The sequence below is a fragment of the Fibrobacter succinogenes subsp. succinogenes S85 genome (assembly GCF_000146505.1).
Classification (GTDB): domain Bacteria; phylum Fibrobacterota; class Fibrobacteria; order Fibrobacterales; family Fibrobacteraceae; genus Fibrobacter; species Fibrobacter succinogenes.
In genome coordinates this window covers 3,070,652-3,086,409 of sequence record NC_017448.1, presented here as the reverse complement: position 1 = coordinate 3,086,409, position 15,758 = coordinate 3,070,652, and the positions used below count along the sequence as shown (strand labels likewise).

Genomic DNA, 15,758 nt, shown 5'->3' with positions numbered 1-15,758 from the left:
ATTAAAACCCAGCCGGGAATATAACCGCGCCGCAAGCTCTATTATATAGAGCGCACCATCGCAACGGCCTGGCTTGCGATACCTTCGCCGCGGCCCGTGAAGCCGAGCTTTTCGGTCGTCGTGCCTTTGATGCCAATCTGCTTCACATCAAGGCCGAGCACGCGGGCAATGTTTGCCTTCATTTGTTCCTTGTGCGGGTTCACCTTCGGGCGTTCGCACATCACGATACTATCGATATTGATGATTTCGTAGCCCGCCTTCTTGACTTCTTCGCCGACCTTGCGCAAAAGTTCCAAGCTATCGGCACCCTTGAATGCCGGGTCCGTATCCGGGAAGTACGTGCCGATATCGCCGAGGCCTGCAGCACCAAGCAAAGCATCGCTAATGGCATGCAAAAGCACGTCAGCATCGCTGTGGCCGAGCAAGCCCTTTTCGTACGGGATGTCCACGCCGCCGATAATGCACTTGCGGCCTTCCACCAACTTGTGAACGTCAAAACCAATACCAGAACGATAAATTTTATCCATAATAATTCCTTTTTCATGCCCGCAGGCAATTTTCAATTCATCTAAATAATAAAAATTTTATTCAGCCGATATGCCGTAGACCCTCTTCATAGCCACAACAACTTCAGGAAAATCACGCTCGCAGACAATGAATGTTTTTCGATATTGACTGTTTTGAAAAACAATTGTGTTGTAACCATCAAATACACTAATTTTCATTTCTGGCCGATTCGCCTTATCGAAAGAAAAAGCCATCTCATCATAACATGTACATAACACAAACCTATCCTTGTAGCATTTGACTTTATGGACAACTTTTGCTGAAAAACGCGCATTTAAGAATATAAAAGGGGCTCCTATCACAAAGAATAGTGAAAACACCAAACAGAACAAATCATCTGTGCGAAATAGGAAAAGACCAAGACAAAGACTCAGAATCGAACAAACATGCTGGCGAGCAATTTCAAAAGCGCCATCATGGTCTCTCTTAGACTCAAACGTGACGCATTCGTCCTCTTTTTCCGAAGACTCCTCCATGGGCGAAACATTGCCAGCCGGTTTCTGTTCTTCAGCCGGTTTCGGAGCCCCGCACCACGGGCAGCATGGCTCGTAATAATCGAACTTTTCACCACACTTTGAACAAACCATATTTAGTTCATTTTTCTTTCAAATTCAACTTCAATGGAAAAAATTCAGAGCACCTTGTATCTTCCGGTTCTGTTACATTCCATTTCAATTTTCCATCAACTATAGAAGGTGTTATCGTCCATATTGATTGATGAGGACATCCGAAATTGAGTTTATAAGATATCTTCAATCCAGCATTCAAATCTATAAAATCAAAATATTTAAAATGTGATGCATAACCAATCTGTTCAAAATTTCCTATTTGATGTTCCTTATCAAAAAACAACCCTTGTTTTTCCAAATAATCGTCAACACCAGCATTCAAAACCGTTACGACCCGTGTTTTTAAATCATTACTTATGGTTTCAGACATATTAAAAAAACATCCCCCAAAAACCACGTAAGTCCAATTTAAAATAAGCCCTAGAATAGCTACTACTTTCATCCATAAGCCACCCCTATACTTCTTGCCATTTATTTTATTTTCATAACGGCCGTTCCCAATTGTCCACGCATCTATAAAAACAAGCACAGTCACAATAAAAATCATTATTCCTGCTATCAAGTCCAAGCCATACATAGGTTTCCCTAAGAACATTACAAAGGGAACTGCAAGAGGAATGATAAAGCAAGAAATAATGGTCATAGACAAATAGAGCAAACCTCTTAGGGTTCTGCCACTAACAAAACAGTGAATCCCCAATTCACCCATAATTTCACAAAGCCAAAAAATCAGAGTCCCTTTAAACGTCTCTTTGTTCTTTTCATCACTTTTCGGAGTTGTCATATTAGAAATTTCCTTTTTCAAGAACAAAATACAAAAAAAAACATCCCGACTTTTTCAGCCGGGACGTTTTTCAATAATAGTGATTCCCGCTCGGAGGCGGGAACGACAAGTTTTACTAGCCGATCAAAGCCAATGCCGGGCGAGCGCTAATCACGAGGAGTGCGATAGCGGACACGGCAACAGCAAAGCGGAGCAAGTAAACGTATGCGTAGTTTGCCTTGCAGCAGATATGATCACCACCGCAGCACTTGTCGTCCTTTGCCGGGGCAAAGAGCACATAGGCAATGCGGAGGTAGTAAACTGCAGCCACCAAGGAGAGGCCAAAGCCGATAGCGGCAAGCCAGCCGAGGTCAGCATTGAAGGCTTCGGTGAACAGCGTGAACTTGGCGAGGAAACCTGCAACCGGCGGAAGGCCAGCGAGAGAAGCAAGGCACACGGCAACGCCAAGAGCCACAAACGGACGGCGACGACCAGCACCCTGGAGGTCTTCGAGATTTTCCTTGCAATCATCCTTGCCCGACATGTAGGCAATGCCCGTCAAGGCTCCCGCAGAGGCAATCGCATAAGTGATGAGGAAGTAGAACATCGGGCCCATCTGGATTTCGCCCTTGCCGAGGTAATTCGGGACCAAGAGACCGATCACGATAAAGCCAGCGTTCATCACGGCAGAGAATGCCAAGATGCGACGCACAGACTTCTGAGCAAGGCCACTAAATGCACCAATCACCATGGAGAGGATTGCAACAACCAAAACCACGTAGAAGAGCGGCTTGGACGGATTTGCGACAGTCACCTTTTCGGCGAGGTTCCACACAGCTTCGGCACCGGAGCGCGTCACGAGAACGCTTACCCAGACCGTACCGAGAGCGGCAAGAGCACCGACCTTCACGACAGCGGCCATAAAGCCCGTCACAGCGACAGAGGCGCCCGTATAGACGTCAGCCACCCAGAAGTGGAGCGGAGCAGCACCAGCCTTGAAGAGGAGGCCTGCAATCACAAAGAGCATACCAACGCTGTAGATTGCCATACGGCCTTCGAGCACGTGACCGCAGAAATGCGTCGAACCCGTAGCACCATAAATCAGCGAAACACCGTAGAGGAAGATAGCGCTGAAAACAGCACCCGAAACGAAGTACTTGAACACACCTTCGTTAGCGTTCACGTCCTTACGGCGGATGCCCACGAGAGCGTAAATCGGGAAGCTCGTGAGTTCCATTGCAATGAACAAGGCAACAAAGTCGATAGCCTGAGTCATGAGCATAGCACCGCTAGTGGCAAGCATCATGAGGCCATAAGCTTCACCGCCCTTGAACTGTTCACGGCCAAGAGTCCACTGGAGGCCCGAAATGCCGAGGAAACCGCAAAGGAGGATTGCAGCGCAAAGCACGCGGCGAACTGGGTCCATCGCGTAAAGGTTCAAGAGAGCTTCTGTCTTTGCGTAGTACAAAGCGGCAACGCTAAGAGCAATGAAGAAAGCAGCCACCCAAGGAAGAACCTTGTGCTTGTTTTCGTCGCGCAAGAACGGTTCAGCAGCGAGAGCCACCATGCCGCCCAAGACCACGAAGATCACCGGCAAGAGATAAACAAGATTACTTAGCATCGGAAGCCTCCTTCACAGATTTTTCAGATTTTGCATCAGCGGAAGCGTCGCCCTTCATCTGAGCGATGATCGAAGCGCGTTCGTCATCCTTGAAGCCTGCTGCGGCAAGCGTTGAATCCAACTGGTGGATTTCTTCAGCCGTCATCGGAGCTTCGCCGTTATTGAGAGCGGCATTGTTCAGCACCTGGACTGCAGCCGGATCTTCGGTCGCTTCAGCTTCGTTGAGGGTATCCGTCACGTATGCCGGGTGGAAACCGAACACGAGGAGGAGCAAGAGCATCACGGCGATGCTAACGCCTTCGAGCGGCATCGTGCGACGGCCTTCTTCGTATTCACGGGCCTGCTTACCGAAAATAACCTTCTGGATGAAGCGGAGCATGTATGCAGCGGAGAGGATCAAGGTAAATCCTGCCACGAGAGCCGGAAGCGGGCCCATGTCCCACAGAGCGAGGAGCACGGAGAATTCACCGACAAAGCCTGCCGTACCAGGAACAGCGAGAGCCATCACGCCGGCAAAGCCAAAGAGTGTCGAGAACACCGGATTCTTGGAAGAAAGACCGCCAAGCTGATCAAGTTCGCGCGTACCCGCCATGCGTTCTGCAATACCCATGAGGTAGAACTGAGCGCCAGCCGAAATTCCGTGAGCGACGAGCAACACGAGCACAGCCGGAAGCATAGCTTCGGAGAGGCTGAACACGCCTGCCACTGCGAGACCCAAGTGGCCCATGGAGCTGAATGCGAGGAGCTTCTTGCCATCCGTTGCGCGGAGAGCCATGAGAGCGCCGTAAACTGCCGTGAAGAGGCCAAGCCACATCAAGCCAGAGACAGCGTTCATCGAAAGCGGGAAAATCGGGAGGATCCAGACGATAAAGCCAAACACGCCAGCCTTACTCATTGCACCCGTGAGGATTGCAGAGAGCGGAGCCGGAGCTTCGGCGTAAGTGATCGCCTGCCAGCCGTGGAACGGGAAAATCGGAGTCTTCACGAGGAAAGCCAAGAGGAAACACACGAGAAGCACGTTCTGGGTTCCTTCCGGGAGGCCCTGGACAGCAACGGCGAGCGAGATGAGCGTCGAGTTATCGGCAATCGTCAAGATGTACCAGAGAGCGACCATCATCGGAGCAGAACCGACCAACGTGTAAATCGCAAACGTCATCGCAGCCTTCATTCTGTCCTTGCCACCGAAACCAGCGATGAGAACCGCAGCCGGAATCACCATGGCTTCGAAGAAGAAGAAGAAGAGCACAGCATCAGCCGCAAGGAAAGTGCCGTTCATGGCGCCCATCAAGGAGAAGATGCCGATAGCGAAGTTGCGATAGCTTCTGCAAGTGATTCCACGAGCAGAAATCAAGGACACGAGAGAAAGACCGCTGGAGAGGAACACCATCCAGGAGGCAAGTCCGTGACTCGTGAGGTAGTAGTAGACAGGTCCCTTGCAACCAGGAATCTGGAACCATTCAATAGCATCCGTCGAAACGCTACCGCCTGCAATCAAGGCGACAGACATGGCCGTAAAGCCAATGCCCATCAAAATGGCAAGGCGGGAAGAAGACTTGGAGTCTTCCTTGGACGTCATCACCATGAGGATGGCGGCAACGAACGGGGCGAGGACAAGGAGATGTAACAGCATTAGAGAGTACCTCCAGTCAAAATAACAATAGCCAACAACGCCACCAGCCCAAGAATGCTAAGGGCAATCTGGAGGCGAACCTTGCGCACCTGGAACGAGGCGGCGCCGTCACCGAGAATCGTTGCGATTGCACCAATCGTCCACTGAGCAGCCGCGAGAATCTTGTCGACAACGACATCGCAGATCCATGCAAGCACGTTAACCGGGATGATGCCCACGTACTTGTGGATGGAATCGAACAGGAACGTCCACGTAGCCTTGCCACCTTCAGGAGCGGAGCTACCCTTAGCAGCCGGGATACGGGCATTGGCGTAAATCTTGTAAGCGATGAACATACCGAGGAGGGCAGCCACCGTACCGAGAGCGGCAAAGACCACCGGGTTCACGTGAGCAACACAGCCGGAGTGTTGTAAGCCTGTGCGGCGCCAACGACCGGAGCGAGCGTTTCGGCAAAGAACTTGATGCCGATGGAATCAGCCCAAAGGTAACCGGCAAACACGGCACCGAAGGCGAGAATCACCATCGGGATGAGCATGACAGCCGGAGCTTCGTGGATGTGTTCTTCACTTTCCTTAGAACCGCGGTAGCTACCGAAGAACGTAAGGATAATGAGGCGACCCATGTAGACAGCGGTAATCACAGCCGTAATGAGGCCCACGACGTAAACAGCCTGGCCCATCGTGCCACTCATGAAAATCTTTTCGAGAATCAAGTCCTTGGACCAGAAACCGGAGAAGCCCGGGAAGCCGACAATCGCGAGGAACGCAAAGATCATCACGCAGGCGGTCACCGGAGTCTTTTTCAAAAGACCACCCATCTTGCGCATGTCCTGTTCGCCCGAGAGAGCGTGAATCACGGCACCAGCGCCAAGGAAGAGAGCCGCCTTGAAGAAGGCGTGCGTAAACACGTGGAAGATAGAAGCGTCAAAGGCGCAAACACCAGAAGCCATGAACATGTAACCGAGCTGGCTAATGGTAGAGTAAGCAAGCACCTTCTTGATGTCGTTCTGGAAAAGACCTGCAACAGCAGCCCAGAAAGCAGTGAGCATACCGACCACCACGATAATGTCAAGCACCACCGGGAGGAGGGCAAACATGCTGCCGAGACGGGCGAGCAAGTAGACACCAGAAGTCACCATCGTTGCGGCATGGATCAAGGCAGAAACCGGAGTCGGACCCGCCATAGCATCCGGAAGCCAGGTGAGGAGCGGAATCTGAGCAGACTTACCCGTGCAACCGATGAAGAAGAGGATACCAGCGATAGAGAGAACCGGGATAACCAGGTCAACGTGGTTACCGCTGATGACCATGCTGATGAAATTCGTAAGCACATCGTAGTTGAGGATAGCAGAGCCACCGATCGTCACGAGGCAGAGCATACCGAGCAAGAAGCCGATATCACCCACGCGGTTCACGATGAAAGCCTTGTTAGCGGCATGGCAGTTCTTGATATCCTTGTTCCAGAAACCGATGAGGAGGTAGGAGCAGAGACCCACGCCTTCCCAACCGAGGAACGTGAGGAGCAAGTTGTCCGAGAGCACGAGCACGATCATGCTGAACAAGAAGAGGTTGATGTAGGCGAAGTAACGGGCAAAGCCGCGGTCGCCGTGCATGTAACCAATCGAGTAGAGAGCGATGAGAGAGCCGATGCCTGTCACGAACAGGAGCATGATGCGGGAAAGACCATCGAACAGGAATCCGATATCCACGCGGAACATCGGGATGTCAATCCAGTTGCAGAGCGTTTCACGGACGCCGCCTTCCGGCATGTTGAGCGAAAGGAGAGCAACACCAGCAAAGGAGAGTGCCGGGAAGAGGACTGCGAGAGTTCCAACGAAACCTTCAGCAGGGCCCTTCTTGCTGCCCGAAGAAATGATGGCGATAGCACCGAGGATAATGCATCCCAACAGCGGGAAGAGAGGTATCAAACCAAGAGAAATCATTGCTTATTACCCCTTCATGTTAGAATACGTGTCGGCGTCAACGCTTTCACGGTTGCGGAAAATGAGGATGACCATGGCAAGGCCGACGCAAGCTTCAGCTGCAGCGACTGCGATGGAGAACAGCGGAACCACCTGGCCCACAATGCTTGCGTCCCCGGGCAAAGTCTTTGCAAAGCCCACGAAGGAGAGGTTCACGGCGTTCAGGGCAAGTTCAACGCCCATCAGCACAAAGAACACATTGCGGCGAGAGACCGCGACCATGAGGCCGATGGCGAAAATGACCAGGGCCAAGATCTGAACATATATAGCTTGGAGTTCCATTAGTGTTTATCCTCCGTTTTTTCGGATTCCACAGAACCAAGGCGCTTCTTGGCGAGAAGCACTGCGGCACCCATGGCAGAAAGCAGAAGCACACCGAGGACTTCGAAAAGTACGAAGTAACCAGGGCCGCTCTGAGCTACATCAAAGAGAGTCTTGGAAGTGATTGCCACAGAACCGCGAACCGTTGCAGCATCAAAGGCGATCGGAGCGCGGACAAGGGCAAAGCCCACGAGACCGGCAAGCACGATGACGGCAGGAATCACAAAGAGCGAAACCTTGTCAAACATCGGTGTGTGGGAGTCACGGGCGCCATTCAAGACCATGATCACGAACGTGAGGAGCATCATGATTGCACCTGCGTAGACCATGATCTGCACGACGCCGAGGAACGGGCTTCCGAGAAGGCCGTAGATACCGGCAAGAGACACCATCGAGGCGACCAGCGAGAGGGCGCCATAAAGCGGGTGTCTAGAGAGGAGCACGCAAACGGCACTGCCGACTGCGATCACTGCGAGGACAATGAAATAAATCAATGCAAGCATTATTTGACCTCCATGCCCCAGACCTTGCGGGCCTCGGCATTCTTTGTACCGCCCGGAGCCATCTGGCTCTGTTCGTCATTCGGGTAATCCTTCGGATCCCAGTTGGTGAGATCGTAAAGGTGAGCCACAAAGTCTTCGCGGGAACGGTGTTCGAAAATGATTTGCTTCGTATCCATGCGGAGGGCATCGACCGGGCAAGCTTCTGCGCAAAGACCGCAGAACACGCAAGTCAGGTGGTCGATGTCAAAGCGCATCACGCGCTTTTCGATACGCGGGTCATCGCTCTGCGTTGCTTCAATGAAGATGCAGTGGGCAGGGCAAGCCGCAGCGCACATGCCGCAGGCGACACAGCGAGGCGTACCATCCGGGCGAAGCATCAAGCGGTGCTTGGCACGGTAGGTATTGCGGATTTCGGGCTGACCTTCCGGATAAGAAATCGTCGGAAGTTCTTCATAGCGGAACAAGCCACGAGCCGCATGCTTAAGGGTTGTCCACAGACCGCGAATCGCCTCGAAAATGTAAAGGCGTTCGATGACGGTCATCGGTTTTTGCTTAATAACGCGCATTAGTTACCCCCTAAAAGTTTTGCAATGACCGCAGTCACCACGAGGTTGATGAGGGCGATATTCAAAATAATCTTCCAGCCGAGGTGCATCACATGGTCATAGCGGAAGCGCGGGAGCGTCCAGCGGACCCAAATCCAGACCCAGCAGAAGATGAGGCTCTTTGCCACAAGAACGAGCAAGTGGATGAGTGCCGTACCGACTGCGGTTGCAAAGCTACCGACAGCAAGTCCGTTCACCACGAAGTTTTCAGGATTGTAGAAGAACCAGGCAGCAACACCGAGAGCAATGAATGCTGCGGTTGCAACCCAGGCCACAATCTTGTAGAGCTTGTATTCCTTGAGAACTTCAAAGCGGTGTGTCAAGTTCGTTGCCTTGAGCTTGCGGGAATAGCGGTAAATCATGTGGAGGAAAGCGAGAGCGATGAAAGCGAGCACGCCACAGAGAATGGCAAGGGAGCCACCCATGTGTTCCTGCATCGTTTCGGTCGTCACAAACGGAACTGCATAACCGCCAAGGAACAGCGTCGCAATGAGGAAGCTGTTGATGCAGATGTGCGAGTATTCGCCCATGTAGAAGAGACCGAACTGCATAGCGCCATATTCCGTGTGGTAACCGGCAACGAGTTCCGGTTCACCTTCGGCAACGTCGAACGGAGCGCGGCCCGTTTCAGCAATGCTTGCAATGAGGAAGCAGAAGAAAGCGACCGGCTGGGCAACGATACCCCAAACATGGTGTTCCTGCCACTGCACGATATCCGTGAGGTTGAAAGAACCGGCGAGGAGCAAAATGCCCATGAGCGAAAGTCCGAGGCAGACTTCGTAGCTGATGGTCATGGAGCTCGTACGGAGAGCGCCCAAGAAGCTGTACTTGGACTTGGAAGCCCAACCAGCGAGCATCGCACCGTAAGCCGAAATGGAGGAGAAACCGAAGAGCAAGAGCACGCCCACATCGGAATCGATGATGGAACCTGCAATGCGAACCGTTTCGCCACCCCAGTCAAAGATCATCGGTCCAAACCACGGGATCACGCACGGAGAAAGGAACACGATAGCGAACGGGATTGCCGGAGCTACATAGTAAAGGAGCTTGTTCACGCCAGCCGGTGCAAACATTTCCTTGAAGAAGAGCTTCGTACCGTCGCACATGTTCTGCACGTAACCGAGCAAGCGGATCTTGCCGAAGTACGGGATCTTGATGTAGGAGCGGTTCGGGCCCTGACGGTCTTGCATAAAGCCCGCGCCACGACGTTCCATCGGGATTAAAAGGAGGATGTAAAGGACAGGTACGAAGCAGAAAGCGAACTTCGCAATCGTAATTGCCCATTCAATCCAGGTTTTGGATTCAATAATATCCATTATGCGTTACCTCCCAGGAGCTTTCCTGTGCTCTTGATGGCATCATAGGTAATGTCGGCGAAAGCCGGCACGTATTCACGAGCCTTCTTGAAAGCTTCGCAAGCCGAATTGAACTTGTTGCCAGCCAAAGCGGAAATCACTTCGTAAGCCGGGGCAAGCTTTTCGTCCGGGCAAGTCGGAGCAGCAGAGAGTTTCTGCAAGATGTTGAGGCTGTTGACCATCGTACCCTGGACTTCGCTCCAGTGGCGGATACCGAAAGCGACCTTGGCCTTCTTGGCGGTAGCGTCATCGAAAGCAGAAAGGGCGATGCGGTTCGAAATCTTATCGAGAGCCTTAGCTGCAGCAGCGTCTTCGCCGTAGAGGTCAGCGTTCACCGTGATGAGGTTGCTGAATTCGCCTGCGCGCTTGAGGAGTTCTGCAACATCTGCAAAACCCATGAGCTGCATGCCTGCGCGGTTTGCCACCGGGTCACCGCTCTTGGCGATACCGTCCGGAGCGTTCACCTTGAGGAGGGAACCACCGAAGAGTTCAGCGCGGTCACCGAGAGCTTCCTTGAGCATCTTGAGAGCGGCGAGGTCTTCGTTCGTGCAAGCGCCACCAGCAACGAGGGCGACCTTACCGCCAACCAGCTGGAGTGCAGAAGCGTCGATTGCCGGCAAGCGGTTCTTGTCAAACTGCTGGAAAGCGAGACGGCTCGTATTGGAGAGCCAGCTGCGGTTCACTTCCGGGTTGCAACGCGGCATCACGCGATAGATGCGGCCATCGGCGTGGTCAAGCCAGATGTTTGCTCCGAGGGAATCGTCCATCGAAATCGTCGGCGTGTGGGCAAGGAGCCAAACGCGCTTCTGGAAGCGGAAGTACTTTGCCGTCATGGCGCCCGTCGGGCATACATCCGTGACACAGAGATCGTATTCGTGGTCGAGCTTTTCGCCCGGGAAGGTAGTAATGTAAGTATGGTCGGCACGGCCAGCAAGCTGGAGCTGTTCGTCCTTCGCGATGCTACGCATAAAGCGTACGCAACGGTCGCACTGCACGCAACGTTCTTCGTCGAGCAAAATGCGCGGACCGATGTCCACATGCTTACCGCCACGGAGCTGTCCCTTCGCATCAATGAACTGATGTTCCGGATTGCCATGGTAATTCTTGCCGTATTCCGGACGGAGGCGGCCTTCGTTCTGGCCTGCTTCCATGTAGTTTTCCTGCAAGGTGCATTCACCGGCCTTGTCGCAAATCGGGCAATCGAGCGGGTGATTCACCAGCATGAATTCCTGTGTGGCCTTGCGGGCGTTCTTCACACGGGCGCTGGATGCCGGGGTATAAATCTTCATACCCGGAGTCACAGGAGTATAGCACGAAATCACGAGCATACGACCACGCGGGCCTTCCTGCTCTACCAGGCACTGACGGCAGTTACCCGACACCGGCAAATACGGATGATAACATACGTGAGGAGTTTCAATCCCGACAGCCTTCAAGGCTTCGAGGAGGTTGGTATCGCCAGGAACCATCACGGCCTTGTCATCCACGAAGATTTCCACCTTCGGGCTTGCTTCGGTCGGGAGTTTCGGCATATTGTAGTAGTTACTCATATTATTACCAGAAAATTCCAGGACGACTTGTTTCTTGAATACGCGGTTTTGCGTGTTCGGGGTTCTTAGCGATATATTCGTCAAAGTCCGCACGGAACTTTGCAGTGTAGCTCGAGACCGGGCCACCCAAAGAAATGGAGAGCGGGCAAATAGTCACGCCACCAAATCCGCTAGAAAGGCTCTGCATCAGTTCCACATCGCCATCATGACCATTGCCGGCCACCATCTGGTTCAAGATGCGGTGCAAGAGGCCTGTACCTTCACGGCACGGCGTGCACTGGCCGCAAGATTCGTGGCTGTAGAAGTTGCCGAGGCAATTCAAAAGGTCAACCATGTTGTGCGTATCGTTAATCACGATCATAGCGCCAGAACCAAACATCGTCTTCATCGAGGCGAGGCATTCATAGTCCATCGTGGCGACAGCAGCTTCTTCTGCCGTAAGCGGAGCGCAAGAGGAACCGCCCGGGAGCACAGCCTTGAGCTTGCCACCCACAACGCCACCGGCGTAATCGTTAATCATAGTCATCATCGGAGTGCCGAGAGGAGCTTCGTACACGCCCGGATTTTTGACGTCACCGGAAATGCAGAACACCTTCGTACCACCGGCGCGCGGCGTACCCATCTTGGCGTAGTCGCTCGGGTCGTGGCTCAAAATCCACGGAAGCGACATGATGGTTTCGACGTTGTTCACGCAAGTCGGGGACTTCCAGGCACCGCAAACAGCCGGGAACGGCGGCTTCAAGCGCGGTTGGCCCTTCTGGCCTTCAAGAGAGTTAATAAGAGCAGTTTCTTCACCGCAAATGTAGGCGCCAGCACCGCGATGCACAAAGATATCAAAGCTGAACTTCGTGCCGCAAATGTTTTCGCCGAGGTAGCCAGCAGCATAAGCCTGGTTCAAAGCCTTGTTCAAGGCTTCGATGCACGGGAGGAATTCGCCACGGCAGTAGATGTAGGCCGCGCGAGAGCCAAGAGCCCAAGCTGCAATGATAAGGCCTTCGATCAAGCGGTGCGGATCTTCGAGCATGAGGAAGTGGTCCTTAAAGGTACCGCCTTCGCCTTCGTCAGCGTTTACGACAATGTAAACCGGCTTGCCCGTACCACGCGGCACAAAGCTCCACTTCATGCCCGTCGGGAAGCCAGCACCACCGCGTCCGCGGAGGTTAGAACGTTGCACGTAATCGATGAGCTCAAACTGGCTCATGTTGAACAAGCGTTCAGAAATGTTGGAGTAGCCACCCAGCTTCTTATAGACTTCGATGTCCTGGGCGCCCTTGCCAAAGTTCTGCGTACAAACTTTTACACATTCAGCCATAATTAAACCGCCTTTTGTTCCGGTGCGGGCTTCTGCTTAGTCACAGCAACAGCCGAGGGTTTAGCAACACGTTCACCGGAGGTCGCAATCATACGGTATTCGTCGCCGACCTTTCCGTTCGGGTCCACAAAAGCCTTGTCCTTCACGCCCGGCTCGCCAACAGCGACCCAGTCATTGCCATTCTTCTTTTCGACGACAATCTTCGTGAATTCCGGAGCGCCCTTCCAAGTGAGGGTAGCGCCCGTTTCGTCAGCTTCGGACTTGACATTCAAAACCGGAGAAGGAGGAGCGTAGTCAGCAACCTGCGGCTTTGCGATAGCACCCGGAGCGCCCGGATGACCGCAATGGCCCTTCACCGTACCGCCGAGCACATCGTGCTTCGGAATGTTGTCTTCATGAGCATAGCACCACTTGAGGATGCGGTCGATGCTGTCGGTCGTAAGCTTTGTACCCGGCTTCATCGTGAGCACGTCGCCATCAGCGTCTGTAGCGAAGTCGTCGTTCACGAGCATCATCGGGCCGTTACCGCAAGAACCGAGGCATTCCACCTGGAGGATCGTAAAGAGACCATCCGGAGTCGTTTCGCCCGTCTTGATGTTTAAAGCATGTTCCACATAAGCGATAAGGCTCGGAGCGCCCTTGATCGTGCAGCTGATGTTACGGCAGAACTGCAAGAGGAACTTGCCCTTCGGAGCGTGGTTGTACATCGTATAGAACGTAGCAACGCCAAGAGCATGAGCCGGAGCGCAACCGCAGACGTTAGCAGCCCAGCGGATTCCTTCGCGCGGCACCCAGCCAAACACGCCCTGCACGAGCCAAAGCACTTCGAGAAGTGCAGCCTGACCGACCGGATAGCGGCTGAGCAAATCAGCGCAGCGTTCCTTGATTTCAGGCGTATTGAGCTTCGCGAGCACTTCAGCCGTAGGCGGCTGCGGCACAGGCTTGTTCACATAGCCAAACTTCTGGCCCGGATCCGGCAAAGCATCAATCGGCTGTGCCGGACGGTCGAACTTCAAATGATTGTTCGAGACAAATTGGACAGCGCCAGTAATATGTTCTCTCATCGGTCAAGTTCTCCAGCAATAATGTTGAGACCCGAAAGCACGGCCATGGAGTCAGCCAAGAGACCGCCTTCGACGAGTTCATGGAATGCAGCAAACTGCGTGAGGCAAGGCGGACGCACCTTGATACGGTACGGATGGCCAGAGCCGTCAGAAATAATCGTGAAGCCAAGTTCACCGTTAGCGCATTCGGAACCGCAGTAGTATTCGCCTTCCGGAACGCGGATGCCTTCGTAAACGCTCTTGAAGCGACCGATAAGGCCTTCCATATCCTGATAAGCAAGCTTGTGAGCCGGCACGCGGATACGCGGATCGACGATATCGACCGGACCCGGAGCGAGGCGCTTCAAAGCCTGGCGCACAATCTTTACGGATTCTTCGATTTCGGCCAAACGAACCTGGAGACGGTCGTTGCAGTCGCCCTGTGTGCCGACCACGACTTCCCAGTCGTAGGTTTCATAATCGTAGTACGGTTCGTCCTTGCGGAGGTCAGAGGCAACACCGGATGCACGGAGGCAGGGGCCCGTCCAGCCGTAGCTGATAGCCTTTTCAGCAGAAATCTTGCCGATGCCCACCGTACGGTCGAGGAAGATGCGGTTTCTATCCAAGCAGGCGTGCAAGTCCTTCAATGCCTTTTCGGTAGAATTGAGGGCTGCGAGAACGTCCTGTTCAAAACCTTCGTAGCTATCGCGGTAGAGACCGCCAATGCGAGCAAAGCTGTTCGTAAGGCGTGCACCTGTGAGCTTTTCCCAGATGCACATGATTTCTTCACGCGGGTTGAAGGCGTACATGAACGGAGTCGTACCGCCCAAGTCCTGGAACGCAGCAGCAACGCACACAAAGTGGTCGTTGATACGGGAAAGTTCGTTCACAATCACGCGGAGGACCTTGGAACGTTCCGGGATTTCAACACCGAACATGTTTTCGACTGCACGGCAGAACGCAATGTTGTTCATGATAGCAGAGCAGTAGTTCAAGCGGTCCGTGTACGGGACAACTTGCTGCCAAGTGCCGCGTTCGACCATCTTTTCGAACCCGCGGTGCAGGTAGCCGATTTCTTCGACAGATGCCACGATGGTTTCACCATCCATAGCGGTCAAGAAGCGCAAGCAACCGTGAGTTGCCGGGTGGCTAGGCCCAACGTTCAAGGGCATCAAATTCAGCTTTTCGCCATTCGGATCTAATACGATCATGCCTTGATACTCCCTTCCAAAAATTCATTGTCGTTCGTTTCCACTTCCTTAGAGCGCTGGATGACCTTGTAGCCAAGTTCTTCGAGACGCTTTTCGAGTTCCGGAAGCAGGTAGTCGTTTGTCGAAAGCCACTGGCGCTTCTGGGCAGGGTAATCCTTGCGGAGCGGATGGCCAACAAATTCAACGTGGTTCAACAAGCGGCGGAGGTCCGGATGACCTTCAAAAATCACACCGAACTGGTCATAGACTTCGCGTTCGTACCAGTTCGCATTGGCATAGAGGTCGCTAATCGTCGGGACCTTGAGGCTTTCTTCGGACACCAGCACCTTAAGACGGATGCGGGCACCCGGATTTTTCATGCTTTTGAAAGCATAAGAGACCGCAAAGCGAGGGCCTTCGTGATTCGGGTAAGTCAAGTAGTCGATACCGGCAATGTCCACGAGCATATCGAACTTGATGCCGGATTCTTCCTTGAGGAACTGGACTGCGTTATGCAGATAGGGAGCAGCAACAACAGCCGTAACACCCCACTTGTCGAGCGGTTCGCGCTTGACGTCAAACTTTCCTTCAAGGGCGGCGAAGATTTCTTCAACAGTCATTCTTCTACTCCTTCCAGAACTGGGCTTTCTTTACAAGATTTTCTTGTTTTTCTTTCATGAAGTCCTTGATGTCCACGACCTTTTCGCGGGCGCAGGCAGCGGCTTCACGCTTTGCTTCGGCAGTCTTC

Annotated in this window: 16 protein-coding genes; all 16 read right to left on the bottom strand. The window is 53.1% G+C overall.

The features are described from left to right. Window positions 1-41: 41 nt before the first annotated feature. Window positions 42-527 carry a 2-C-methyl-D-erythritol 2,4-cyclodiphosphate synthase gene (ispF, locus tag FSU_RS12720; RefSeq protein ID WP_014546790.1) on the bottom strand — a complete coding sequence of 162 codons (486 nt, stop codon included), beginning with the start codon at window positions 525-527 and terminating at the stop codon, window positions 42-44. A gap of 57 nt (window positions 528-584) precedes the next feature. After that, window positions 585-1,154: a hypothetical protein gene (locus FSU_RS12715; protein WP_014546789.1), complete on the bottom strand. Its 570-nt coding sequence runs from the start codon at window positions 1,152-1,154 to the stop codon at window positions 585-587. A 7-nt stretch (window positions 1,155-1,161) separates the two neighbouring features. Beyond that, window positions 1,162-1,920 (bottom strand): hypothetical protein, encoded by a 759-nt coding sequence (locus FSU_RS12710; protein WP_014546788.1) that lies wholly within the window; start codon window positions 1,918-1,920, stop codon window positions 1,162-1,164. Between the two features lie 115 nt (window positions 1,921-2,035). Continuing rightward, complete coding sequence (locus FSU_RS12705) at window positions 2,036-3,520, bottom strand: NADH-quinone oxidoreductase subunit N (RefSeq protein WP_014546787.1); 1,485 nt, start codon at window positions 3,518-3,520, stop codon at window positions 2,036-2,038. Then, the gene (locus FSU_RS12700) at window positions 3,510-5,150 is read right to left on the bottom strand and encodes a complex I subunit 4 family protein (RefSeq protein WP_014546786.1); all 1,641 of its coding nucleotides are present in this window, start codon (window positions 5,148-5,150) and stop codon (window positions 3,510-3,512) included. The genes FSU_RS12705 and FSU_RS12700 overlap by 11 nt, the downstream gene beginning before the upstream one ends. Next, entirely contained in the window at window positions 5,150-5,536 is a 387-nt protein-coding gene (locus FSU_RS12695) for a hypothetical protein (RefSeq protein WP_014546785.1), read from the bottom strand. The genes FSU_RS12700 and FSU_RS12695 overlap by 1 nt, the downstream gene beginning before the upstream one ends. After that, window positions 5,533-7,092, bottom strand: coding sequence for an NADH-quinone oxidoreductase subunit L (gene nuoL / locus FSU_RS12690; protein ID WP_014546784.1), 1,560 nt, complete (start codon window positions 7,090-7,092; stop codon window positions 5,533-5,535). The genes FSU_RS12695 and nuoL overlap by 4 nt, the downstream gene beginning before the upstream one ends. Before the next feature lie 6 nt (window positions 7,093-7,098). Then, window positions 7,099-7,413 (bottom strand): NADH-quinone oxidoreductase subunit NuoK, encoded by a 315-nt coding sequence (nuoK, locus tag FSU_RS12685; RefSeq protein WP_014546783.1) that lies wholly within the window; start codon window positions 7,411-7,413, stop codon window positions 7,099-7,101. Then, window positions 7,413-7,955 (bottom strand): NADH-quinone oxidoreductase subunit J family protein, encoded by a 543-nt coding sequence (locus FSU_RS12680; protein WP_014546782.1) that lies wholly within the window; start codon window positions 7,953-7,955, stop codon window positions 7,413-7,415. Before FSU_RS12680 ends, nuoK begins: the two co-directional genes overlap by 1 nt. Beyond that, window positions 7,955-8,521 carry a NuoI/complex I 23 kDa subunit family protein gene (locus FSU_RS12675; protein WP_015732213.1) on the bottom strand — a complete coding sequence of 189 codons (567 nt, stop codon included), beginning with the start codon at window positions 8,519-8,521 and terminating at the stop codon, window positions 7,955-7,957. Before FSU_RS12675 ends, FSU_RS12680 begins: the two co-directional genes overlap by 1 nt. After that, the gene (locus FSU_RS12670) at window positions 8,521-9,876 is read right to left on the bottom strand and encodes a complex I subunit 1/NuoH family protein (protein ID WP_014546780.1); all 1,356 of its coding nucleotides are present in this window, start codon (window positions 9,874-9,876) and stop codon (window positions 8,521-8,523) included. The genes FSU_RS12675 and FSU_RS12670 overlap by 1 nt, the downstream gene beginning before the upstream one ends. After that, on the bottom strand, window positions 9,876-11,465 hold the full coding sequence (locus FSU_RS12665; RefSeq protein ID WP_015732212.1) for an NADH-quinone oxidoreductase subunit G: 1,590 nt from the start codon (window positions 11,463-11,465) through the stop codon (window positions 9,876-9,878). Before FSU_RS12665 ends, FSU_RS12670 begins: the two co-directional genes overlap by 1 nt. A gap of 4 nt (window positions 11,466-11,469) precedes the next feature. Further along, on the bottom strand, window positions 11,470-12,777 hold the full coding sequence (gene nuoF, locus FSU_RS12660; RefSeq protein ID WP_014546778.1) for an NADH-quinone oxidoreductase subunit NuoF: 1,308 nt from the start codon (window positions 12,775-12,777) through the stop codon (window positions 11,470-11,472). Window positions 12,778-12,779: 2 nt separating this feature from the next. Continuing rightward, the gene (locus tag FSU_RS12655) at window positions 12,780-13,841 is read right to left on the bottom strand and encodes an NADH-quinone oxidoreductase subunit NuoE family protein (RefSeq protein ID WP_014546777.1); all 1,062 of its coding nucleotides are present in this window, start codon (window positions 13,839-13,841) and stop codon (window positions 12,780-12,782) included. Beyond that, window positions 13,838-15,031 (bottom strand): NADH-quinone oxidoreductase subunit D, encoded by a 1,194-nt coding sequence (locus FSU_RS12650; RefSeq protein WP_014546776.1) that lies wholly within the window; start codon window positions 15,029-15,031, stop codon window positions 13,838-13,840. The genes FSU_RS12655 and FSU_RS12650 overlap by 4 nt, the downstream gene beginning before the upstream one ends. Further along, window positions 15,028-15,630, bottom strand: coding sequence for an NADH-quinone oxidoreductase subunit C (locus FSU_RS12645; RefSeq protein WP_014546775.1), 603 nt, complete (start codon window positions 15,628-15,630; stop codon window positions 15,028-15,030). The genes FSU_RS12650 and FSU_RS12645 overlap by 4 nt, the downstream gene beginning before the upstream one ends. Between the last annotated feature and the right edge of the window lie 128 nt (window positions 15,631-15,758).